Origin of the sequence: Kribbella shirazensis (genome assembly GCF_011761605.1) — a bacterium.
Lineage (GTDB): Bacteria > Actinomycetota > Actinomycetes > Propionibacteriales > Kribbellaceae > Kribbella > Kribbella shirazensis.
Window position 1 is genome coordinate 6,367,474 of sequence record NZ_JAASRO010000001.1, and the last position, 22,144, is coordinate 6,389,617.

19 protein-coding genes are annotated in these 22,144 nt (G+C 69.0%); 11 read left to right on the plus strand and 8 right to left on the minus strand.

The window, feature by feature from the left end; translation table 11 throughout:
• Positions 1-21 precede the first annotated feature (21 nt).
• Together BJY22_RS30675 and BJY22_RS30680 are read left to right on the plus strand one after the other, a co-directional pair.
• On the plus strand, positions 22-258 hold the full coding sequence (locus tag BJY22_RS30675; RefSeq protein ID WP_167213638.1) for a ribbon-helix-helix domain-containing protein: 237 nt from the start codon (positions 22-24) through the stop codon (positions 256-258).
• Complete coding sequence (locus BJY22_RS30680; RefSeq protein ID WP_167213641.1) at positions 258-560, plus strand: type II toxin-antitoxin system PemK/MazF family toxin; 303 nt, start codon at positions 258-260, stop codon at positions 558-560. The genes BJY22_RS30675 and BJY22_RS30680 overlap by 1 nt, the downstream gene beginning before the upstream one ends.
• On the opposite strand, the gene ilvD is transcribed toward BJY22_RS30680, so the two are convergent.
• Positions 557-2,407: a dihydroxy-acid dehydratase gene (gene ilvD / locus BJY22_RS30685; protein WP_167213644.1), complete on the minus strand. Its 1,851-nt coding sequence runs from the start codon at positions 2,405-2,407 to the stop codon at positions 557-559. The two genes, BJY22_RS30680 and ilvD, sit on opposite strands and share 4 nt — an antisense overlap.
• 122 nt (positions 2,408-2,529) lie before the next feature.
• Between ilvD and BJY22_RS30690 the strand changes: the two genes are divergently transcribed.
• The 6 genes from BJY22_RS30690 to BJY22_RS30710 all read left to right on the plus strand — a co-directional run bounded on the left by BJY22_RS30690 (position 2,530) and on the right by BJY22_RS30710 (position 7,028).
• Complete coding sequence (locus BJY22_RS30690) at positions 2,530-3,372, plus strand: AraC family transcriptional regulator (protein WP_167213647.1); 843 nt, start codon at positions 2,530-2,532, stop codon at positions 3,370-3,372.
• Positions 3,369-3,797 (plus strand): VOC family protein, encoded by a 429-nt coding sequence (locus BJY22_RS30695; protein WP_167213650.1) that lies wholly within the window; start codon positions 3,369-3,371, stop codon positions 3,795-3,797. The genes BJY22_RS30690 and BJY22_RS30695 overlap by 4 nt, the downstream gene beginning before the upstream one ends.
• Before the next feature lie 75 nt (positions 3,798-3,872).
• Complete coding sequence (recQ, locus tag BJY22_RS30700; RefSeq protein ID WP_167213653.1) at positions 3,873-5,705, plus strand: DNA helicase RecQ; 1,833 nt, start codon at positions 3,873-3,875, stop codon at positions 5,703-5,705.
• Between the two features lie 80 nt (positions 5,706-5,785).
• Entirely contained in the window at positions 5,786-6,355 is a 570-nt protein-coding gene (locus BJY22_RS30705) for a dihydrofolate reductase family protein (protein WP_167213655.1), read from the plus strand.
• A gap of 53 nt (positions 6,356-6,408) precedes the next feature.
• Positions 6,409-6,600, plus strand: a complete 192-nt coding sequence (locus tag BJY22_RS41210; protein WP_202891329.1) for an SDR family NAD(P)-dependent oxidoreductase — start codon at positions 6,409-6,411, stop codon at positions 6,598-6,600.
• Positions 6,564-7,028: a Rossmann-fold NAD(P)-binding domain-containing protein gene (locus BJY22_RS30710; protein ID WP_202891330.1), complete on the plus strand. Its 465-nt coding sequence runs from the start codon at positions 6,564-6,566 to the stop codon at positions 7,026-7,028. Before BJY22_RS41210 ends, BJY22_RS30710 begins: the two co-directional genes overlap by 37 nt.
• Positions 7,029-7,035: 7 nt before the next feature.
• On the opposite strand, the gene BJY22_RS30715 is transcribed toward BJY22_RS30710, so the two are convergent.
• The 7 genes from BJY22_RS30715 to BJY22_RS30745 all read right to left on the minus strand — a co-directional run bounded on the left by BJY22_RS30715 (position 7,036) and on the right by BJY22_RS30745 (position 18,014).
• Positions 7,036-8,022 carry a serine hydrolase gene (locus BJY22_RS30715; protein WP_167213658.1) on the minus strand — a complete coding sequence of 329 codons (987 nt, stop codon included), beginning with the start codon at positions 8,020-8,022 and terminating at the stop codon, positions 7,036-7,038.
• 198 nt (positions 8,023-8,220) lie between these two features.
• Positions 8,221-8,601 (minus strand): VOC family protein, encoded by a 381-nt coding sequence (locus BJY22_RS30720; protein WP_167213661.1) that lies wholly within the window; start codon positions 8,599-8,601, stop codon positions 8,221-8,223.
• A 139-nt stretch (positions 8,602-8,740) separates the two neighbouring features.
• Complete coding sequence (locus tag BJY22_RS30725) at positions 8,741-10,663, minus strand: DUF3352 domain-containing protein (RefSeq protein WP_167213664.1); 1,923 nt, start codon at positions 10,661-10,663, stop codon at positions 8,741-8,743.
• Positions 10,664-10,712: 49 nt separating this feature from the next.
• Positions 10,713-11,333 carry a hypothetical protein gene (locus BJY22_RS30730; protein ID WP_337759509.1) on the minus strand — a complete coding sequence of 207 codons (621 nt, stop codon included), beginning with the start codon at positions 11,331-11,333 and terminating at the stop codon, positions 10,713-10,715.
• A gap of 33 nt (positions 11,334-11,366) precedes the next feature.
• Positions 11,367-14,915: a DNA polymerase III subunit alpha gene (gene dnaE, locus BJY22_RS30735; protein WP_167213671.1), complete on the minus strand. Its 3,549-nt coding sequence runs from the start codon at positions 14,913-14,915 to the stop codon at positions 11,367-11,369.
• A gap of 276 nt (positions 14,916-15,191) precedes the next feature.
• Positions 15,192-15,518, minus strand: coding sequence for a hypothetical protein (locus tag BJY22_RS30740; protein ID WP_167213674.1), 327 nt, complete (start codon positions 15,516-15,518; stop codon positions 15,192-15,194).
• A 177-nt stretch (positions 15,519-15,695) separates the two neighbouring features.
• On the minus strand, positions 15,696-18,014 hold the full coding sequence (locus BJY22_RS30745) for an ATP-binding protein (protein ID WP_167213677.1): 2,319 nt from the start codon (positions 18,012-18,014) through the stop codon (positions 15,696-15,698).
• A gap of 73 nt (positions 18,015-18,087) precedes the next feature.
• Between BJY22_RS30745 and BJY22_RS30750 the strand changes: the two genes are divergently transcribed.
• The 3 genes from BJY22_RS30750 to BJY22_RS30760 all read left to right on the plus strand — a co-directional run bounded on the left by BJY22_RS30750 (position 18,088) and on the right by BJY22_RS30760 (position 22,131).
• Positions 18,088-18,882, plus strand: coding sequence for an alpha/beta hydrolase (locus BJY22_RS30750; RefSeq protein ID WP_167213680.1), 795 nt, complete (start codon positions 18,088-18,090; stop codon positions 18,880-18,882).
• 213 nt (positions 18,883-19,095) lie between these two features.
• The gene (locus tag BJY22_RS30755) at positions 19,096-20,001 is read left to right on the plus strand and encodes a phosphotransferase (RefSeq protein ID WP_167213683.1); all 906 of its coding nucleotides are present in this window, start codon (positions 19,096-19,098) and stop codon (positions 19,999-20,001) included.
• A 438-nt stretch (positions 20,002-20,439) separates the two neighbouring features.
• The gene (locus BJY22_RS30760) at positions 20,440-22,131 is read left to right on the plus strand and encodes a DUF222 domain-containing protein (protein WP_167213686.1); all 1,692 of its coding nucleotides are present in this window, start codon (positions 20,440-20,442) and stop codon (positions 22,129-22,131) included.
• The last annotated feature ends 13 nt before the right edge of the window (positions 22,132-22,144 follow it).

Here is a 22,144-nt window from a genome sequence, read left to right on the forward strand (position 1 = left end):
CCAGGGCGGTATGGTTGTGGTATGAGTAAGCAGATCACGGTGCGGTTGCCGGATGAGTTGGTGGACTTCATGGATGAGCTCGTGGCCAGCGACAAGGCGACGAGCCGGGCGTCCGTGGTCGCTCGCGCCATGGAGCGGGAGCGGCGGCGGGAGCTGGCCGCGCGGGATCTCGCGATCCTGTCCGCGCACGGCGACTATCCCGATCTCGAGGGGCTCGCGCCTGCGGCGGCCGGCACGGTTCTCAGCGACCTCGATTGATGCGGCCGATCCACATCGCGCGGCTCGACAAGCCGCGCCCTGTTGTCGTCCTCACCCGTGAGCTGATCCGCCCGCGCCTGACCAACGTCACGGTCGCCCCGATCACCAGCACGATCCGCGGCCTGTCCACCGAGGTCCTGGTCGGCCCCGACAACGGGCTGGATCACGCCAGCGCGATCTCCTGCGACAACGTCCAAACCATCCCGAAGGCCCAGCTCGGCCGCCTGATCGGCTACCTCCACCCCGACCAGGAACCAGCCCTGGCCGAGGCAATCAACCTCGCCTTCGACCTCGAGCTCTAGCCGAGCTTGCTGAGGTCGCGGACGGCGCCCTTGTCGGCGCTGGTGGCCATGGCTGCGTAGGTGCGCAGGGCGTTGGAGACCTTGCGCTCGCGGTTCTTCGGGGCGTACACGCCGTTCAGCGCCGCCTTGCGCGCGGCCAGGTCCTCGTCGGAGACCAGCAGCTCGATCGTGCGGTTCGGGATGTCGATCTTGATGTGGTCGCCGTCCTCGACCAGGGCGATCGTGCCGCCGGACGCCGCCTCGGGCGAGACGTGCCCGATCGAGAGTCCCGACGTACCGCCGGAGAAGCGGCCGTCCGTCACCAGTGCGCACACCTTGCCCAGGCCGCGGCCCTTCAGGAACGACGTCGGGTACAGCATCTCCTGCATCCCCGGACCGCCCTTGGGGCCCTCGTACCGGATCACGACGACGTCACCCGGCTGGACCTGCTTCGCCAGGATCTTCTCGACGGCCTCCTCCTGCGACTCGCACACGACCGCGGGACCCTCGAAAGTCCAGATCGACTCGTCCACACCGGCCGTCTTCACGACACAGCCGTCGACGGCCAGGTTGCCCTTCAGTACGGCGAGACCGCCGTCCTTGGAGTACGCGTGCTCGCGGTCGCGGATGCAGCCGCCCGCCGCGTCGGTGTCCAGCGTGTCCCAGCGCTCGGACTGCGAGAACGCCGTCGCCGACCGCTTGCAGCCCGGCGCCGCATGCCACAGCTCGACGGCCTCCGGGGACGGTGAGCCGCCGCGCAGGTCCCACGTCTTCAGCCACTCGTCGATCGAGTCGCTGTGCACGGTGTGGACGTTCTCGTTCAGCAGGTCGGCGCGGCGCAGCTCGCCGAGGATCGCCGGGATCCCGCCCGCACGGTGCACGTCCTCCATGTAGTAGGTGCCGTTGGCGGTCACGTTGGGCGCGACCTTCGCCAGGCACGGCACCCGCAGCGACACCGCGTTCATGTCGTCCAGGTCGAAGTCGACCTCGGCCTCCTGGGCCGCGGCGAGCAGGTGCAGGATCGTGTTCGTCGACCCGCCCATCGCGATGTCCAGGGCCATCGCGTTCCCGAACGCCTCCTTCGACGCGACGCTGCGCGGCAGCACGGTCGCGTCGTCGTTGTCGTAGTACCGCTCGGCCAGCCGTACGACGGTCTCGCCCGCCTTCTCGTACAGCGCGCGGCGGCCGGTGTGGGTCGCGAGCAGCGAACCGTTGCCGGGCAGCGAGAGGCCGATCGCCTCGGTCAGGCAGTTCATCGAGTTCGCGGTGAACATGCCCGAACACGAACCGCAGGTCGGGCAGGCGTTCTCCTCGATCCGCAGGATGTCGGCGTCGGAGACGTTCTCGTTGACGGCCTCGGACATCGCGTCGACCAGGTCGAGCTTGCGGACGGTGCCGTCGACCAGCGTCGCCCGGCCGGCCTCCATCGGGCCGCCGGAGACGAACACGGTCGGGATGTTCAGCCGGAGCGCGGCCATCAGCATGCCCGGGGTGATCTTGTCGCAGTTCGAGATGCAGACCAGCGCGTCCGCGCAGTGCGCCTCGACCATGTACTCGACCGAGTCGGCGATCAGGTCCCGGGACGGGAGGCTGTAGAGCATGCCACCGTGGCCCATCGCGATCCCGTCGTCGACGGCGATCGTGTTGAACTCGCGCGCGATCCCGCCGGCGGCGTGGATCGCCTCGGACACGATCCTGCCGACCGGGGCGAGATGGGTGTGGCCGGGCACGAACTCGGTGAAACTGTTCGCCACCGCGATGATCGGCTTCCCGAAGTCCTCCCGGGCTACGCCCGAGGCCTGCATGAGCGCGCGAGCGCCCGCCATGTTGCGACCGTGGGTGACTGTGCGGGACCTCAGAGCAGGCACGACGACATCTCCTTGCTGCGTGTACGTACCTACCGATACTGCCACGCTCGTCCGGATGCCGGTACGCGGGTCCCGGATCCTGGAGTACTGATTCTGTCCGTGGACAGCCCTAGCCTGGATCCATGGCGGGGATCGAGCTCCACACGCGACCGGTGCACCCTGCCCTGCGCCCGTACGTCGGCGACGTCACCGGCTACGCGTACGACGCGGATCCGCCGCCACTCCACCGCGGGCTTCCGTCCCGCTTCCTGACCCTCGTCGTCACGCTGGATGATCCCCTGGGCATCGCCTGGCCGGGCGGCCCGGTGGAGAAGTACGACGCGGGCGTCGGCGGACTGCACTCCACCGCGGTGCACATCGGCCAGACACCCAGCCGCGCGGGTGTGCAGCTCGCCCTGACCCCGGCCGCCGCCCGGGTGCTGCTCGGCCTGCCGCCGGCCGAGCTCGCGTCCACGGTCGTCGGCCTCGACGAGGTGCTCGGCCAACCCGCCCACGAGCTCACCGAGCAACTGCGCGAAGCCCCGACCTGGGAGCGCCGCTTCGACCTGCTCGAGGAGTTGCTGTTGCGCCGGTGGTCGGCTGCGTCCGCATCCGAGATCCGTCCGGAGCTGGGCTGGGCCTGGCAGCGGTTGCGGGACAGCGGCGGCGCGATCGCCGTACAGACGCTGGCGGACGAAGTCGGCTGGAGCCGCCGTCACCTGACCGACCGCTTCACCGCGGAGTTCGGCCTGCCGCCGAAGGTCGCCGGCCGGGTACTGCGCTTCGAGCGGGCGCTCACGCGGCTGCGGCAGCAACCGGCTCTCCGGCTGGCGGACCTCGCAGCACTCTTCGGGTACGCCGACCAGGCGCATCTGACCCGCGAGTGGCGAGCGATCGCGGGCTGCACGCCGCGGGAGTGGCTGGCCGAGGAGCTCCCAAACGTTCAAGACTTCGTCCCGGCGTGGGCCCGAGACTCGGAGGCATGAACACGACCCAGGAAATGACCCAGCAGCAAGTGATCGGTGTCTGGCCGGCGCTGATCTACCGTGACGGCCAGGCCGCGCTGACGTTCCTCACCGAAGGGCTCGGCTTCCGGCTCGTCGCGTCGTACCCCGGGGACGCCGAGGGCTCGATCGCGCACGCCGAGCTGACGTGGCCGACGGGTGGTGGTGTGATGATCGGTTCCGCGGACGCCAAGGCCGAGCCCGACGAGTTCACCGCGCTGGCCGGGCAGAACCAGTCCATCTACCTGGTCCACGACCACCCGGACCCGGTGTTCGGCCGCGCGATCGGCGCCGGGGCCGTGGTCGTCCGCGGGCTGGAGGACACCGACTACGGGTCGCGCGGGTTCACGGTGCGCGATCCCGAGGGCAATCTGTGGAGTGTCGGGACGTATCCGGGCGCCCACTAGTCCGCTGGGCGAGTAATCCACAGGTTCCGGCGATCGGGCCAGCATCGGCGGCGTGATCTCACTAGACTCGCCGGGGTGAGTGAGACGACCGGACTTCCCGATTCCGAAGCCCTTCAGGTCCTCCGGCGGGTGTTCGGGTACGAATCCTTCCGTGGCCAGCAGGCCGACATCATCGACACGGTGATCGCGGGCGGCGACGCGTTGGTGCTGATGCCGACCGGCGGCGGGAAGTCGCTGTGCTACCAGATTCCGTCGCTCGTCCGCTCCGGCGTGGGTGTGGTGATCTCGCCGCTGATCGCGTTGATGCAGGACCAGGTGGACGCGCTCACCGCGCTCGGCGTACGGGCCGGATTCCTGAACTCCACGCAGGACTTCGAGCAACGGCGGGAGGTGGAGCAGGCGTTCCTGGCCGGCGAGCTCGACCTGCTGTACCTGGCGCCCGAGCGGCTGCGGGTCGAGGCGACCGTGCGGCTGCTCGACCAGGGCAAGATCGCGTTGTTCGCGATCGACGAGGCGCACTGCGTGTCCCAGTGGGGCCACGACTTCCGGCCCGACTACCTGATGCTGTCCGAGTTGCACGAGCGCTGGCCCGACGTACCGCGGATCGCGTTGACCGCGACGGCGACCGAGGCGACACACCAAGAGATCGCCACCCGTCTGAAGCTGGACGAGGCCAAGCACTTCGTCGCGAGCTTCGACCGTCCGAACATCCAGTACCGGATCGTCCCGAAGGACAAGCCGCAACAGCAACTGCTCGACCTGCTGCGCACCGAGCACGCCGGCGACGCGGGCATCGTCTACTGCCTGTCCCGCAACAGCGTCGAGAAGACCGCGGCCTTCCTGACCCAGAACGGGATCGAGGCCGTGCCGTACCACGCCGGCCTGGACAGCCGGACCCGCGCGGCGAACCAGGCGCGGTTCCTCCGCGAGGACGGGCTGGTCGTGGTCGCGACGATCGCCTTCGGGATGGGGATCGACAAGCCGGACGTCCGGTTCGTCGCGCATCTCGATCTGCCGAAGTCGGTCGAGGGCTACTACCAGGAGACCGGCCGCGCCGGGCGGGACGGGCTGCCGTCCACGGCGTGGCTGGCGTACGGGCTGCAGGACGTCGTACAGCAGCGGAAGATGATCGACACGTCCGAGGGCGACCTCGCGCATCGCCGGCGGTTGAGCTCGCATCTCGACGCGATGCTCGCGCTGTGCGAGACCGTGCAGTGCAGGCGGTCACAACTGCTGGCGTACTTCGGTCAGCAGAGCGACACGTGCGGGAACTGCGACACCTGTCTGACGCCGCCCGAGTCCTGGGACGGCACGATCGCGGCGCAGAAGCTGCTGTCGACGGTGTATCGGCTGCAGCACGAGCGCGGACAGAAGTTCGGCGCCGGGCAGTTGATCGACATCCTGCTCGGCAAGGAGACCGACAAGGTCAAGCAGTTCCGGCACGATCAGCTGACGGTGTTCGGGATCGGCACCGAGTTGAAGGACACCGAATGGCGCGGAGTGATCCGGCAGTTGCTCGCGCTCCGGTTGCTCGCGGTCGAGGGTGACTACGGCACGCTCGTGCTGACCGAGGAGAGCGGCGAGGTGCTCGGCCGGCGCCGCGACGTGATGATGCGGCGCGAGCCCGAGCGGACGCGGTCGAAGGCCAGGACGTCCGCCGGCAAGAAGGCGGTCGCCGATCTCGCGCCCGAGGCGGCACCGGTGTTCGAGCGGTTGCGGGCGTGGCGCGCCGCGGTCGCGAAGGAGCAGGGCGTCCCGGCGTACGTCATCTTCCACGACGCGACGCTCCGGCAGATCGCCACCGACCTGCCGACGTCGCTGGCCGAGCTGGGGAAGATCAGCGGTGTAGGCGAGAACAAGCTGACCAAGTACGGCGACGGCGTGCTGGAGGCACTGGCCGACGTGTGAGTGTCGAATCGGGCTCCCTGTCTTCGACGCGAGGGCAGAGGGTACGGACGTGCCGTACCCGTGGAGACGGGAGAACGCTCATGTCCTCATCGGTGCTGTTGATGTCGATGTCCGCCGACGGTTACATCGCCGGACCGGACGACCGGCCGGGCAATCCGGGCGGCGACGACTTCATGCGGCTGCACGAGTGGTACCTGAACGCCGACGGCGAGGTCGGCCGCCCGGACGGCGAGCCCGGTGAGATCTGGGACGAGTTGAACGCCACCGGCGCGGTCGTCGTCGGCCGCCGTACGGCGGAGCAGGTCGACTACTACGGCGGCGATCATCACGGCGTACCGCTGTTCGTCCTCAGCCACGAGCCGCCGTCGGTGGGCTACGACAAGGTGCATTTCGTGAGCGACATCGAGACCGCGATGGCGCAGGCGAAGGCAGCGGCCGGTGACAACGACGTGCTCGTCCACGGTGCGATCACCGCGCGGACGGCGCTGGAGGCCGGCGTCCTCGACGAGCTGCAGCTCAGCCAGGTGCCGGTGCTGTTCGGCGGCGGCCTGCGGTTGTTCGACGTACTCCCCCACCGCATCGAGCTCGAGATCGTCCGCGTGATCGACACCCCGCAAGCAACCCACATCCGCTACCGCGTGCGCCGCTGACCCACCGACCGGTCGACGACGGCCGTGTGCTGGTGTGAGGCAGAGTAGACGTCGTGACACGCATCCTGATCACCGATTCGGCGGACGGGCTCGGGCAGATGGTCGCCCGGGAGCTCGCGACTCAAGGGCACGAGGTCGTCCTGCACGCGCGGAACGAGCAGCGGGCAGCCGACGCCCGGCAAGCGATCCCGGACGCGGCCTGGAGCACGTGTTCGCGATCAACTCGCTGGCGCCGTACCTGCTGACCGCACTCGTCGAACGGCCGGAGCGCCTGATCTACCTGAGCTCGGGCATGCACGAGGGCGGCGACGTCCTCCTCGACGATCTGCAGTGGGTACGACGGCGGTGGCGCGGCGCGCAGGCGTACTCGGACTCCAAGCTGCATGACGTGCTGCTGGCCTTCGCCGTCGCCCGGCTCTGGCCGGAGGTGCTGTCGAACGCGGTGGATCCCGGCTGGGTACCGACGAAGATGGGCGGCCGGGGCGCGCCGGGTGATCTCGGCCAGGCGCATCTCACGCAGGTCTGGCTCGCCACCGGATCGGACACCGGAAGCGGTGGCTACTACTACCACCGGCAGCCGCACCGGACGCATCCGGCGGCCTCGGATCGCGAGACCCAGGACCGCTTCCTGGACGCCTGCGCCTCGCTCACCGGAGTCCGGCTGACGGGCTGAGGCAGGCCTAGCCGAGCAGTGGGGCGAGCGCTTCGGTCAGATCGCCCATCGGGCGGCCGATCGCCCGGCCGCCGTCGGCGAGGATCAGCGCGATCGAGACCCTCTTGTCGGGGATCACGACGAGCAGGCTGGTGTGGTCGGGCATGTCGCCGCCATGACCGTAGGCGTCCGCGAGACCGAACAGCCTCGTGAACCGCATCGTTCCGAGTCCGTACTCGCCGTCGCCGGCGGTCATCTCGCGAACCAGGTTCTCCGGCAGGACGCGACCGCCGTACAGCTGATATCCCCAACGGGCGACCGTCGGCGCGTCCGCGGCCAGCCCGCCGAACGCGGCAGTCGCGCTGGCGAACGCGCGGCACGGGACATACCCGTCAGGTGCTCCACAGCTCACGTTGCGGACCTGCGCGACCGGCGGTTTCGGCTGCTCCGCGTCTTGGAACGCGGCGCGGCGCAGCCCGGCCGGTGCGGCCAGGTCACGGCGGAGGACGGTCGCGAGCGGTTGCGCGGCGACCTTCTCGACGAGCAGGCCGAGCAGTACGTAGCTGGGGTCGCTGTAGCTGTACGAGCTACCTGGTTCCTTGACGGCCGAGCTGTGGTGCTTCAGCAGCTCTGCCAGCGTCCAATGCCTGCTGGGCGCCGCGGCGATCGCCTGGTCGATCTGGCCGATATCGAACAGCGCGAAGTCCGGAACGCCGGACGTCATCGACAGGTGCTGCCGGACGGTCGCGTTGTTGGCCGTCAGCTTGTGCTGCACGTACCTCGAGAGCGGCAGGTCGAGGTTCAGCCTGCCCGCGTTCGCCAGCAGCATCACCTCCGCTGCGACGAACGTCTTCGTGATGCTTGCGACCGCCATGCTGGTGTCCGCGCGGAGCGCAGTACCGCCGATATCTGTCCCGGCCGCCCCCGACCACGCCCAATGATCGGTGACCACCGCGGCGGTCACCCCGCGCGAGCCGGACGGACTGTCCGGGAACGCCACGACCTTCGTCAGCACGTCCTGCAGAGCCTTGGCCCTCGCCGGGTCGAGAGGCTGCGTCCCGGGATCCGGGAAGGACGCTGACGCAGGGGTGCTCGGCGCGGGTACCGGTTCCTCTCCCCCACCAGAGCACCCCACCAACGCAATCACCAGGAGGGCGGTTGCGCTCCACCTCATCTTCCGATGATGTCACCGCGGGACGCGTCCGGATACGCGTCAGGCCTGCGAGAGGTAGAGGCGGTTGCCGTCGGGGTCGCGGAGGCTGAACATCGGCGGTACGCCGGGCCACTCGAGCAGCTCGTCGGTGTCGACTCCGGTGTCGAGGAAATGCTGGTGAGCGGTCTTCGCGTCCGGGCTGGCCATCCGGATGCCGGTGTCGACGCCGGCCGGGTTGTCCTCGCTCGCGGGCACGAGCGCGATGCTCCCCGAGGACCCTGACGAGCCGGCCGGCGCGACCACGATCCACCGCCCGCCGAACTGCGGCAGCGGCGCGTCCATCAGCAACTCGAAGCCCAGCGTGTCGGTGTAGAACGCCACCGCCCGGTCCTGGTCGGTCACCGGTACGCCGACGGTCCGGATCTCGCTGATGTGGTTCATGGTGGTTCTCCTTGTGTGAAGAGGTGCTTTCACTGAGGAGGTAGAACCCGATCCGGCGTTTTCGACATCGCCCGCAGAACTTTTCTGGTGAACAGGCGAGACGCCCGGCTGGACGTCCAGCCGGGCGTCTCGGGGAGAACTACTTCGTGACGACGCGCAAGGTGTACTCGGCCTCGCCGTCACCGGTCGAGCGGGCCACCACGCCGGCCGACCGGAGCGCGGACAGGTCCTTGTCCTCGGAGAACCGCTCGCTCAGCGATCCGGCCGCCTCGAAGTCGACGTACCCGATCATCACGGCGCCCTTGGTGTCGGGCAGCGCCTGCTTGAAGTTCTCGGTGTCGCCGAGGTTGCCGCCCTGCAGCACCTGCTGCGCATACTCCTCACTGGTCGCGGCGACCAGCGAGTCGTTGTTCTTCACGGTCTTGATCGGGATGTTGCCCGAGGAGCGCTCGCGCAGCAGCGTGGTCAGCTTGCCGACCACCTCTTCCGCCTTCGCCGGGTCGGTCTGCATCCGGATCGCGACCTTCGGGCCGTTCGCGGTGTCCTTGTCGATCGCGGCCGCGATGTTCTTGCCGGCCAGCGTCTTCAGGTCGTCCGGCAGCTTCAGGCCGGTCTCCTGGGCGAGTTGCTCGAGCATCGGCTGGAGGTTCTCACCACCGGCCTTCTGCACCTGCTGCCACGCGGTGTCGATCAGGCTCTCGCCGCCGGAGATCGCGATCGCGCCGGCCGTGCTGTTCGGCAGCTTCGTCACCAGTTCGGCGGCGTCGGCCGAGTTCACCTTGACGCTCTTGTCGCCGTGCGCGATGCCCTTCAGCTCGACGTGCGACGGCTCGAACCGCAGCGCCACCGCGGCGGTCGCGTCACCCAGACCGGCCAGCTGACCGGAGTCGACCTTGCCGCTCATCGAGGCGAGCGCCTTCGCGTCCGCCCAGCCCGACACGAAGCCCTGCTCGCCGAGCTTGTCCATGTCCGCGCTGAACTTGGCGTTCTTGGTCAGCGGGTTGTCCTTCGCCGTCGCGACCGCCGAGTCGACCGTCGCCTGGTTCTCGGCCAGGATCATGTAGCCGTCGCTGAACGCGCGACCGGGCTTCTCGTCCTCGTTCGCGAGCAGCTTGTCCATGCCCTTGTTCGCGGCGTCCTCGTCCTTGACCTGGACCGCGACCACCGGGATCGGCTCGTCCTTGCCCTCGGCCGGCGGCAGCGCGGCGAACCCGGCACGGTCACCCAGCCACGGCTTGACGTCCTTCTCGAAGTCGACGTCGGCGAGGTCGTCGCCGGCGGACTTCTTGATCTGCTCGAACAGCTTCTGGCGCAGGTCGTCCTGCTCCCCGGTGAGGCCGAGGTTCTCCTTCACCGAAGGGAACTTCATCAGGAAGCGGACCGCGTTGACCTTCTGGCCGGCCGACGGGTTCAGGTCCACGCGGGCGTAACCGACCGCGGTCCCCGGCAGCACGTCGGACGGCTGCTTGCCGCCGCCACCGAGCTTGCCGTAGGCAAAGACTCCGCCGCCGGCGACCACCAGCACCATCGCGAGGGCGGCGATGATCGGGATCAGCTTGCCACGGCGCTTCTTCGGCTCCGGCTGCCACTGCTGCGGTCCACCGAACCCGGGGCCCTGCGGCGGCTGCCCACCGACGTGCAGCTGCTCGTACGACGTCTGCCCCGGCTGCCCGTATTGCGGGCCGCCCTGGCCGTACTGCGCTCCGCCCGGACCGTACAGCGCACCCTGCGGCGCGCCGTGCTGAGGTGCACCGTGCTGGGGCCCGTTGCCCTGCGGCACGCCAGGCTGCTGGCCGTACTGCGGGCCGCCCTGCTGGGGACCGCCGTACTGCTGGCCCTGCCGAGGCCCGCCCTGCTGATGACCGCCCTGCTGCGGACCGGGCTGCTGTGGGCCGCCGTACGGCTGGCCCTGCTGCGGGCGCTGCTGCGGCGGACCCTGCGGACCGGGCTGCTGCCCCGGGCCGCCCTGCTGAGGCCACTGGTTCTGGCCTTGGGGCGGACCGTACTGCGGCTGCGGACCGCCGGCGCCTGGGTACCTGGGTGGTTGGTTCTGGTCGGACATATGCTCCCTCGCTGGCTCCGGTGGCCTCACACCACCGGACCTGCAAAGGCTAGTGGACCGGCGGTGCAGAGTCGGACGCAGCAGGTTGCGAAGTGGTTGCAACAGGCTCGGCCCGCCAGGTCGTGGCCGCGATGATCGCGCAGGCCAGGGCGGCACCGACCAGCCAGGACGCGGCCGGGGTCCAGGTGTGCAACTCGAGTGGGGCCGCGACCAGATCACCCGGACGGGCCGCCCGCAGCCGCGGGTCGAGCGGGTCGTGCCCGAGGAGCATGCCGACGCCCCACGACACCCCGGCGCCGAGACAGGCGCCGAGCACAACGATCGCCACCGACCACGGCCCATAGTTCCGCAGCCACCAGAACAGTGCGCTGCCGAGCACCACCGCGGCGACGAACCCGATCGCGGTGAACGTCCCGTCGGGCCCGAAGATCCGGGTCATCTGCTCCTCGCCGAGCGCCCCGCCCTGCTCGTCCACCTTGTACTGCGCCAGCGGCGAGAACTGCTGCCACGCCCAGCCGGCCACCACACCGGCGACCAGGAACACGACCACAGTCACCACAACGGCCTTCGCCCAGGGCAACGCCGGCTCCTCCGCCGCAGGCGCCCCGAACGGGCGGAACGACGGCGCCGCGCCGTACGGCGAAGACTGAGACGACTCCGGTTGACTCACGACGCCAGTGTGACGTATCGGTTCCACCATCGGTCAGCTGGCCAGGCAGGACGGGCCGAGGAGGGCCTTCAGGTCGGCCATCAGGGCTGAGGTGGGAGTGACGCGGAAACGGTCGCCGATCCGCATGACGGTGGTCTTCTGGCGGGCCTGGAGGCGGAGCTGGACCTCCGTCATCCCGGGGTGGGACTGCAGGATGTCGCGCAGCGAGTCGACGACCGGTGGGGTGCAGCGGTTGACGGCCATGGTGATCACGACCGGACCGCTCGGGCCCTCGGTGAGGTCGGGGACGACGACCTCGTCGCCGCTCAGCTCGAGCCGGTCCTCACGACGGCGTACCCGGCCCTTCATCAGGATGATCGCGTCGTTGGTCAGCAGGTGCGCGTGCAACTGGTACGCCGAGGAGAACATCATCACCTCGATCGAACCTTCGAGGTCCTCGATGGTGACGATCGCGTAGATGTCGCCGCGCTTGTTCACCTTCCGCTGGACCGCGGTGACCAGACCGCCGATCGTCACCCGGCTGCCGTCCGGACGGTCCTCGTCCGCGAGCAGCTGACCGATCGTGCAGTCCGACCCGTTGGTCAGCACGTGCTCGACGCCGAACAGCGGGTGGTCGGACACGTACAGACCAAGCATGTCGCGCTCGTGGGCGAGCTTGGTCGCCTTGTCCCACTCCTCGATCTCCGGCACCGTCACGGTCAGGCGGCTGTTGCCCTCGCCCTCGTCCGCCTCGTCGTCGCCCATCGAGAACAGGTCGAACTGGCCGTGCGCCTCGTTCCGCTTGAGGTCGATCGCCTCGTCGACGGCCTGCTCGTGCACCGCGACGACCGCGCGCCGCGCGTGCCCCATCGAGTCGAACGAACCGGCCTTGGCCAGCGACTCGATGACGCGCTTGTTGCAGACCGGCAGCGGCACCTTGTCGATGAAGTCGACGAAGTCGGTGAACCGGCCCTTCTCCTCCCGGGCCGCGACGATCTCGGCGACCACGTTCACGCCGACGTTGCGGATCGCGGACAGGCCGAAGCGGATGTCGGTGCCGACCGGGGTGAAGTTCGAGTCCGACTCGTTGACGTCCGGCGGCAGCACCTTGATGCCCATCCGGCGGCACTCGTTCAGGTAGATGGCCATCTTGTCCTTGTCGTCCTTCACGGACGTCAGAACAGCGGCCATGTACTCCGCCGGGTAGTTCGCCTTCAGGTACGCCGTCCAGTACGACACCAGGCCGTACGCCGCGGAGTGCGCCTTGTTGAACGCGTAGTCGGAGAACGGGACCAGCACGTCCCAGAGCGCCTTGATCGACTGCTCGGAGAAGCCGTTCGCCTTCATGCCCTCGGAGAAGCCGACGTACTCCGCGTCGAGCACCTCGCGCTTCTTCTTGCCCATCGCCCGGCGGAGCAGATCCGCTTTGCCGAGCGTGTACCCGGCGAGCTGCTGGGCGATCGCCATGACCTGCTCCTGGTAGACGATCAGGCCGTACGTCGTGCCGAGGATCGGCTCGAGCGCCTGGGCGAGCTCGTCGTGCGGGTAGCTGATCTCCTGCTGCTTGTTCTTCCGCAGGGCGTAGTTCGTGTGGCTGTTCGCACCCATCGGGCCGGGACGGTAGAGCGCGCCGACCGCGGAGATGTCCTCGAAGTTGTCCGGCCGCATCAGCCGCAGCAGCGCCCGCATCGGGCCGCCGTCGAACTGGAACACGCCGAGCGTGTCACCGCGGGCGAGCAACTCGTACGTCGGTTGGTCGTCGAGGGTCTTGGCCAGCTCGTCGAGGTCGAGCTTGATCCCGCGGCTCGCCTCGACGTTCTTGACCGCGTCGTCCATGATCGTCAGGTTCCGCAGGCCCAGGAAGTCCATCTTGACCAGGCCGAGCGTCTCGCAGCTCGGGTAGTCGAACTGGGTGATGACCTGGCCGTCCTGCTCGCGGCGCATGATCGGGATCAGGTCGATCAGCGGCTCGCTGGACATGATCACGCCGGCCGCGTGCACACCCCACTGGCGCTTCAGGTTCTCCAGGCCGCGGGCGGTGTCGACGATCTTGCGGACGTCGGCGTCGGACTCGTACAGCGAGCGGAACTCGGCCGCCTCGGAGTACCGCTTGTGGCCCGAGTCGAAGATGCCGGACAGCGGGATGTCCTTGCCCATCACGGTCGGCGGCATCGCCTTGGTGATCCGGTCGCCCATCGCGAACGGGTAGTCCAGCACCCGGCCGGCGTCCTTGATCGCCTGCTTGGCCTTGATCGTGCCGTACGTGACGATCATCGCGACCCGGTCGTCGCCGTACTTCTCGGTGACGTAGCGGATCACCTCGGGGCGGCGGCGGTCGTCGAAGTCGACGTCGAAGTCGGGCATCGACATACGTTCCGGGTTCAGGAAGCGCTCGAAGATCAGGCCGTGCTGGAGCGGGTCCAGGTCGGTGATGCGCATCGCGTACGCGCACATCGAGCCGGCGCCGGAGCCACGGCCCGGGCCGACCCGGATGCCGTTCTTCTTGGCCCAGTTGATGAAGTCCGCGACCACCAGGAAGTAGCCGGCGTACCCCTTCGAGACGATGACCTCGATCTCGTACTCCGCCTGCTTGCGGACGTGGTCCGGGACGCCGCCGGGATACCGGAAGTGCAGGCCGGTCTCCACCTCGGAGACGAACCAGGACTCCTCGTTGTGGCCCTCGGGGCAGGGGAAGCGCGGCATGAACCGGCCCTCGCCCTCGGTGAAGCCGACGTCGCACTGCTCGGCGATCAGCAGCGTGTTGTCGCACGCCTCCGGGAAGTCCTTCCAGACCTCGCGCATCTCGGCCGCGGTCTTGACGTAGAACTCGTTCGCGTCGAACTTGAACCGGTTCGGGTCGGACAGCGTCGATCCGGACTGGACGCACAGCAGCGCGGCGTGCGCGGTGGAGTCCTCCGGCTTGGTGTAGTGCAGATCGTTCGTGGCGACCAGCGGCAGGTCGAGCTCCTTGGCCAGCCTCAGCAGGTCCTTCTGGATGTCCCGCTCGATGCCGAGGCCGTGGTCCATCAGCTCGCAGTAGAAGTTCTCCCTGCCGAAGATGTCGCGGAACTCAGCGGCGGCCTCGACGGCCTCCTTGTACTGCCCCAGCCGGAGCCGGGTCTGCACCTCGCCGGACGGGCAGCCGGTGGTCGCGATCAGGCCTTGGCCGTAGGTGTTCAGCAGCTCGCGGTCCATCCGGGGCTTGAAGTAGTAGCCCTCGAGGCTGGCCAGCGAGCTCATCTTGAACAGGTTGTGCATGCCGGAGGTGTTCTTCGCCAGCAGCGTCATGTGGGTGTAGGCACCCGAGCCGGAGACGTCGTCACGGCCGGAGTTCGCGTCGCCCCACTTGACCCGCTTGCGCTCCGAGCGGTGCGTGTGCGGCGTCAGATACGCCTCGACGCCGATGATCGGCTTGACGTCGTACTTCTTCGCGGTCTTCCAGAACTCGTACGCACCGAAGACGTACCCGTGGTCGGTCGTCGCGATCGCCGGCATGCCCATCTCCTGGGCGGTCTTGAACAACTCGTCGATCCGGGCGGCACCGTCCAGCATGGAGTACTCGGTGTGCACATGGAGATGCACGAAACTGTCGCTGGACGCCATATCGACGCAGACCTCCCAGGGCGCGAGTGAGGATGACTGCAGAAGCCTAGTTGGGCCCGGGGACAGTTCTTCATCGGCTCACCGGATCAGTCCCCGGTGCCCGATATCCGGGCGTGGATCGCACCAGCTCCAACCAGTTCGGCCAGCGGCCCGCGACAGGCGTGGGGGGAGCTCTGCCGCAGGCCGGCTCCATCCTTTCCGGCCGGAGACAACGGTGCGGATGGAGCGGCCGACCTGGCGTCGAGCAGGGGTCTCAAGGACGCCAGGTCAGCCGGTTCAGGGGGTGGTCGCCGCGACCATCAGGTGGACCGCGCCGTGGTGCTCCAGAGCTCGTCGCATCATCCGGAGACCACCGTCGGTCAGGTGCTGCGCGGTCGGCACGACCACGGCCCAGACGTCGTTGTCGCCGCGGATCTCGTCCAGCAGCGCCTCGAACGCGGCCGGGGCGGTGTGCGGGTGTTCGAGGTAGACGGTTCCGAGAGCGAGTCCTTCGGCCAGGGCGAAGGCGGCCAGGCCCACCTTCGCCGCAGCGATCTCGTCACCCGTCATCACCACGCGAGCGCGGATGTACCCGAGGGCGAGTGGCCGCGTCCAGGTCTCCATCACCGGGCCCTCAGGTCTCTGGCCACGTCGCGCGCGCCGTCCTGGATCGGCAGGCAGCTCGTCTCGGACATGGGTTCGACCTCGGCAACGGGTAGAGGGACAACGTTGTCGGCAAGCATCCCGATGAGAGCGTGCACAAACATCGGTACACCTACGGACTTCGGTACGTAGGTCAGGTCACCGCTCGGCGTGCTCCGCGACCCAGCGGGCGACCTGGGCGCGGGAGGAGAAGCCGAGTTTGCTGAGGATGTGCTCGACGTGGGTCTCCGCGGTGCGCTGGGAGATGACGAGCCGGGCGGCAATCTCCCGGTTGCTCAGGCCCTCACCGATCAGCACCGCGATCTCGTGCTCACGCCGCGTCAGGCGGCCCGCCATCCCCCGCTTCGCCGCCCGGTCGCGTCCGGTCTCCTCGCCCAGCGCGAGCGAGACCGCCTGCTCGAAGGAGTACGCCGCCCCCACCCGGAACGCCGCGTCGAACGCCGCGTCGCCGATCGCCGCCCGGCTCCGCTGCTCGGTCCTGTCGTCGAACTGGCTGTACGGCGTCGTCTCGTCGACATGGGCACCGCTCGACCGCCAGACCGCCCGCGACGCGCCCATCAACCGGGCGGCCTGCTCGGTGGGCGCACCCGACCCGGCACACCAGGACAGGGCCTGGACGCAGAACCCGATCCCGGTCCGGTCGTTCAGGGGCTGCCACAACCGGATCGCCTCCCGGAACGAGTTGGTCGCCTCGCTCAACTGATCGTGGTCCCGCCACTGGACGATGCCGACACTCCACAACGCGTAGGCCTTCGACGAGGCCGCACCGCGGGAGTCGGCCAGCTCGTACGCCAGCCGGCTGAACCCTTCCACCCGCGGATCACCGGCGAAGAACGTTGCCGCCGACAACAGGATGAGTACGTCGAACTCACCGAGCCGGTCGCCCACCGCGCGGAACCCGGCCAGCCCCTCCTCGAGCCGGCCGATCGCACCGGCCAGATCGCCCTGGTAGATCAGGGCATGACCCGCGACCTCCGCGATCCGGGCCCGCAGCCGAGCGTCGTCGTACCGCTCGGCGAGCTCCTCACACTCGGCCAGCAGCCGGCTGCCTTGGTCCACCTCGCCGAGGAACATGGCCAGATAGCTGCCCGCCCAGAGCCCCAGCGCCCGGGCCGGCGTCTGCTCCGGCGCGGCGGCGATCGCCCGGCTGAGATAGCGGTGGCCCTCGCGGAGGAACCCGGCGAACCAGAAGTTCCAGATCGGTGCGGCGATCTCCACCGCGACCGGCCCCTCGCCCGGCTCGGCCAGGCAGAAGTCGAGCGCGGCCCGCAGATTGTCGTGTTCGCGCCGCATCCGGATGTACCAGTCCGCCTGGCGTGGACCGAAGCTGTCCTCGGCCCACCCCGCGGCCAGGTCCCGGTAGTAATCGCGGTGCCGGAGCCGGAACTCGGAGGTCCGTCCGGCCTCGGCCAGCCGCATCGCGCCGTACTGGCTGATCGTGGTGAGCATGTCGTACCAGGCGACCGAATGGTCGGTGGCGACCGTGCGGGTGATGATCGACTTGTTCAGCAGGCCGGCGACGAGGTCGAGCACCTCGTCGCGTGCGATGCCGTCACCGGCGCAGACCTGCTCCGCGCCTTCGAGGTCGAAGCCGCCGGAGAACACCGACAACCGTTCCCACAGCAACTGCTCCGCCGGGGAACACAGGTCATAGCTCCAGGTCACGGCCGCGTCGAGCGCCTGCTGCCGGGCGGGTCCGGCCTGCCGCCCGCTCGCCAGCAGCCGGAAGCGGTCCTCGAGCCGGTCGAGGATCTGCGCCGGCGACAGCGTCCGCATCCAGACCGCCGCGAGTTCGAGCGCCAGCGGTACGCCGTCCAGCTGCCGGCAAATCTCGATCACCTGCGCCCGGTTCCGCTCGTCGATCTCGAACTCGGGCAGCAAGGCCCGGACCCGGTCGGTGAACAGCACCAATGACTCGTACTGATCGGCATCGGCGGCCAAGGCTTCCGCCGGCGGTGTCGACAACGGGGGCACGACCAGGACCTGCTCGCCTTCCACACCCAGCACGTGCCGACTGGTCGCCAGGATCCGGAGCTGCGGCGCCGCCGCAAGCAGTTTGCTCGCCAGTACAGCGCATGCCTCGGCAAGTTGCTCGCAGTTGTCCATCACGAGCAGCAGATGCTTGTCCTCGAGGTACTCGGCCAGATCAGCGGTCGGGTCGGCAGACACCTGGCTCAGCTCGAGCGCGCCCGCCAGAGTGTGCCCGAGCAGTGCCGGATCGCGCAGTGCCGCCAGTTCCGCGAACCACACGCCGTCGGAGAACGTACGCCGTACCTCTCCAGCCATCCGCAGCGCCAGACGCGTCTTGCCGACTCCCCCCGCGCCGGTGAGGGTCAGCAGACGGCTGCTCGACAGCAAGCGCCTCGTGTCCGCCAACTCACGACGCCGCCCTACAAAGCTCGTCAGCTCGGCCGGCAGCCGCCCACGAGCCGTCGCGACTGGCTTCGACTCCGCCATGCCTCAGCGTAGGACGGATCGGCGGTGTTGAGACCGGCTCAGGGCGCACACTGAAGAGCGCACACTGAAGAGCATGGTGCGGCTGGGGCTGATCGCGGTGTCGGTGGTGCTGTTGCTGCTGGCTCTGGCGTGGGGCTTCCAGCGGCAGCTGATCTACCTGCCTGACACGTCTGCTGTGACCGCCGGGGCGGGTGTCGAGGACGTGGTGCTCGAGACGAGCGACGGCGTGCGGCTGGGTGCTTGGCTGGTGCCTGCCCGAGCACCTGACCGTGGCGTCGCCGTACTGGTCGCCAACGGGAACGGCGGGAACCGCGCCGGTCGGGTTCCGCTCGCGCAGGCACTGGCTGCCCGTGGGCTGACGGTCCTGCTGTTCGACTATCGCGGGTACGGCGGCAACGACGGGTCTCCGAGCGAGCAAGGACTCGCGAGGGACGTGCGGGCGGCGCAGCGGTACCTGGCGGCGTACGGCGTACCGCCTGAGCGGACTGTGTACTTCGGTGAGAGCCTCGGGGCCGCTGTGGTGACGGAGCTCGCGACATCGGTTGCGCCCGGTGGTCTGGTGCTGCGGTCACCGTTCGTCGACCTGGCGTCGGTCGGCAAGGTGCACTACCCGTTCCTGCCGGTCCGGCTGCTGCTCCGCGACGAGTTCCCGGTGGCTGAGCGACTGGCTGGGGTGAAAGCGCCGGTTGCTGTGGTGTACGGGAGCGCGGACAGCGTCGTACCGCCGGAGCAGAGCCGATCGGTGGCCGAGGCCGCGCCGACACTGAAGGATCTGGTGGAGATCCGGGGAGCCGACCACAACGATGCCGAGTTGGCGCATGGACCGCCAGTGGTCGCGGCCGTCGTCAGGATCGCCGACCAGCTCTAGACGAAGGTTACGGTCTGTCTGCCGGCCGGGATCCGCTGTCATGTCGCAGGACATCGATGACAGTTCTGCATCAAGACATCGGTGACGGTCAGGACGATGTCGGTGGTGACACTTCCGTCGCCAGCCCGCATGACCTGCCGGACCTGCCTGCTGTTGACCGACTCGATCCGAAACCGGGTTGACAGCGGACGGGTCGACCGATCCGATGGGCTGGTGACTCGTCGCAAGGTCCACGCCGATCAGGCCGACATCGACACGGCGCTCGTCCGCGAACTGGTGGCGGTTCAGTTCCCGCAGTGGGCTGCGTTGCCGCTGGAGCCGGTCGACTCCGGTGGATTGTGTAACGCGATCTACCGCCTCGGTTCCGACCTGTCCGTACGGCTGCCGCTCCGGCCCTCGGTCACCGACGTAATCCGACGGGAGCAGGCGAAACTCGCGGCACTCGCGCCGTTCCTGCCTGTGGCCATCCCTTCTGTCGAGGCGATCGGCGCACCCACCGACGCGTTCCCGGGCGAGTGGTCCGTCCACCGCTGGCTCACCGGCGGACACCCCTCTCACGACCCGCTCGTCGACCCACGCGGGCTGGCGACGGACCTCGCGGCGTTCGTCGACGCGTTCCGGCGGATCGACCTGCCAGACCGGCCGCCGGCGTATCCGGGTGAGCGCCGCACGCGCGCTCCGATGGTCGAGATGGACTCCTCGACGCGGACCGCGATCGGCGAGCTGGACGGCCTGATCGACGCTCGCGCCGCGCTGGCGTCGTGGGAGGAGTCGCTCGCGGCGCCGTACGACGGGCGCGAGGTGTGGGTGCACTCGGACCTGACGCCGAGCAACATGCTCGTGTCGGCGGAGGGTCGGCTGACCGCGGTGCTCGACTTCGAGACATGCGGTGTCGGCGATCCGGCGTGCGACCTGTTCCCCGTGTGGCATCTACTACCCGCGAACGTCCGCGACGAGTTCCGTGCGGCGCTGGATGTGGACGACGCGACGTGGCTCCGCGGACGCGGGCGCGTGCTGTCTCAGGCCCTGATCGTGTGGTCGTACCAAAAGGACACCAACCCGGCGATCGCGAACTACGCGCGGCACATCATCGGCGAGGTGCTCACAGCTCCTCGGTGAGGTCTCTGAGCCGGCGATCGACGCGCCAGCTTCCGGGTCTCCCAGCCCGATAGACGTTCCACCAGCTTGGTCAGCCGCGTGAGCCTGACCAAGCTCATCGAGCACACCAAACCGCCGCCCGGCGTGACTTACCGCGGCAACGGCCGACCTTCCGGACGGCGCCCAGGACCGGCAGAAACGTCACCGATGTCCTGACACACCAACCGGCACCGATGTCTTGATACAGAACCGTCACCCATGTCCTGAGACATCACACCGGCTGGGACCGCCGAATTCGACTCCATCGAACGCATGTTCTAATATCGAAGAATGACAGTAACGGCGATGGCACCACGGCCCGGCGCAGCAACGCCCACCGGGCTGACTACCACGCCTCGCTCCGCCTGGCTCGGTCTGGCTCCGTCCGATGACTGCCTGCTACCTCCAGACGATGTCCTGGTGCCTCCCGATGATCTGTACGACCTGGAGGACCCGCATCCGCCGCGGTTGCTGTCCGAGGAGGATCTGTACGACGAGTTGCCGTCGATGTCGCGGGTCGATGGGCTGGAGTGGGAGTTGTGGGCAGGTGTCGAACAGGACGAGGCCGAGCGGGAGATGCTGCGCCTGCAGGCGCCGGCCTGGGTGTTCCTGCCGCCCGGCGCCGAACTCGCCGCCGCCCTGGAGAAACTACGGCCACAATGCGAATCACCGGTCGCGCTGATCGAGGCGATGAAGGCCGCCACCCGGATGGAAGCCTGGGCCGCCTCGATCAAGACCGCCGCGCAGGCGTCGTTCGTGCGGCAACGCAAAGCCCAGGCCACCGAGATCCCCCGCCCCACCCAGATCGACACCTCCGGCCGCCCGATCGACCCCGAACGCTCCTGGTCCGCCGAGATCGGCGCCGCCCTGCACCTGTCCACCGACACCGCCGCCCGCCACATCGACACCGCACTCCACCTGACCGGACCACTCACCGCGACCCACACCGCACTACGCTGCGGCGCCCTGACCTGGTCCAAAGCCCTCGCCATCTCCGAAGCCACCCGCGCCCTCCCGCCCGAGGCCGCGCAAGCAGTCGAGACCCACGTGCTGCGCCGCGCCCCGGGCCAAACCCACAAAAACCTGCGAGAGTCGCTGCGCCGCCAGGTCGCCAAACACACCATCGAGGAAGACACCGACCGCCACCGCGAAGCGGTCACCGACCGCACCTGCAAAATCGTGCCGCTGCCCGACGGCATGGCCGGACTCTGGGTCGTCCACACCGCCGACAAAATCCAGCAAATGTGGGTCGTCGTCCAAGCCATCGCCGACCTCGCCAAACGCCCCAGCCCCAAACCCGGCAGCGCGCCGGCCACCGTGCCGTCGCCCGCCGGCACCAGCGGCGAGGCGACCGGTGCAGAAACCACTCTCAGACCGACCGGCGCGAACGCCCCACCCAGCACGAACAGCACCACCCCAGGCCACCGCACCGACGGCAAGCAGACCAACGACAGGCCACCCAGGGATCAGCGGACCGCGGGGCAGCGGCGCGCCGACGTGATGGCCGACCTGTTCGAACACATGCTGCACAACGGCCTGGACTGGCTCGGCCGCCGACTACCCGACCAGCACCGCAGACGCCCGCACATCGAGGTCGTGACCCCGGTCACCACTCTCCTTGGAGTGGACGATGACCCGTGCGAACTCACGGGCTACGGCCCGATCCCGGCCGACATGGCCCGCCGCATCGCCTCTGACGGCACCTGGCGACGTCTCCTCACCGACCCCGCCAGCGGCGCCGTACTGGAGGCCTCCACCACCCGGCACGACCCCGGCGCCCTCGTCACCGAAACCCTTCTCGCGCGGCACCCGGTCTGCGCCTGGCCCGGCTGCAACCGCACGTCCCGCCAATGCGACCGCGACCACGCCACACCGTTCAGACAGTCCGGCCGGACAAACCTGACCGGGCTCGTGCCGTACTGCGAGTACCACCACGTCGTGAAGGACACCCCGGCGTGGGGATGGACCACGACCGCCCACCCCGACGGCTCCGTCACGCTCACCGCACCCACCGGCCACCGTTACACCACCGTCCCACCGGCCCGCGGTCCCATCACCCAACAACCACCCCACCCACCAAACGACCAACCAAACGCCCCACCACCCTTCTAGATCGAGCGCGGAA

Bases quoted from the DNA above. Each gene is read 5' to 3' on its own strand.
- BJY22_RS30750 (WP_167213680.1), top strand. From the start codon at position 18,088: ATGGTGCGGCTGGGGCTGATCGCGGTGTCGGTGGTGCTGTTGCTGCTG.
- BJY22_RS30745 (WP_167213677.1), bottom strand. From the start codon at position 18,014: ATGGCGGAGTCGAAGCCAGTCGCGACGGCTCGTGGGCGGCTGCCGGCC.
- BJY22_RS30675 (WP_167213638.1), top strand. From the start codon at position 22: ATGAGTAAGCAGATCACGGTGCGGTTGCCGGATGAGTTGGTGGACTTC.
- BJY22_RS30695 (WP_167213650.1), top strand. From the start codon at position 3,369: ATGAACACGACCCAGGAAATGACCCAGCAGCAAGTGATCGGTGTCTGG.
- dnaE (WP_167213671.1), bottom strand. From the start codon at position 14,915: ATGGCGTCCAGCGACAGTTTCGTGCATCTCCATGTGCACACCGAGTAC.
- BJY22_RS30720 (WP_167213661.1), bottom strand. From the start codon at position 8,601: ATGAACCACATCAGCGAGATCCGGACCGTCGGCGTACCGGTGACCGAC.
- BJY22_RS30680 (WP_167213641.1), top strand. From the start codon at position 258: ATGCGGCCGATCCACATCGCGCGGCTCGACAAGCCGCGCCCTGTTGTC.
- BJY22_RS30725 (WP_167213664.1), bottom strand. From the start codon at position 10,663: ATGTCCGACCAGAACCAACCACCCAGGTACCCAGGCGCCGGCGGTCCG.
- BJY22_RS30740 (WP_167213674.1), bottom strand. From the start codon at position 15,518: ATGGAGACCTGGACGCGGCCACTCGCCCTCGGGTACATCCGCGCTCGC.
- BJY22_RS30690 (WP_167213647.1), top strand. From the start codon at position 2,530: ATGGCGGGGATCGAGCTCCACACGCGACCGGTGCACCCTGCCCTGCGC.
- BJY22_RS30705 (WP_167213655.1), top strand. From the start codon at position 5,786: ATGTCCTCATCGGTGCTGTTGATGTCGATGTCCGCCGACGGTTACATC.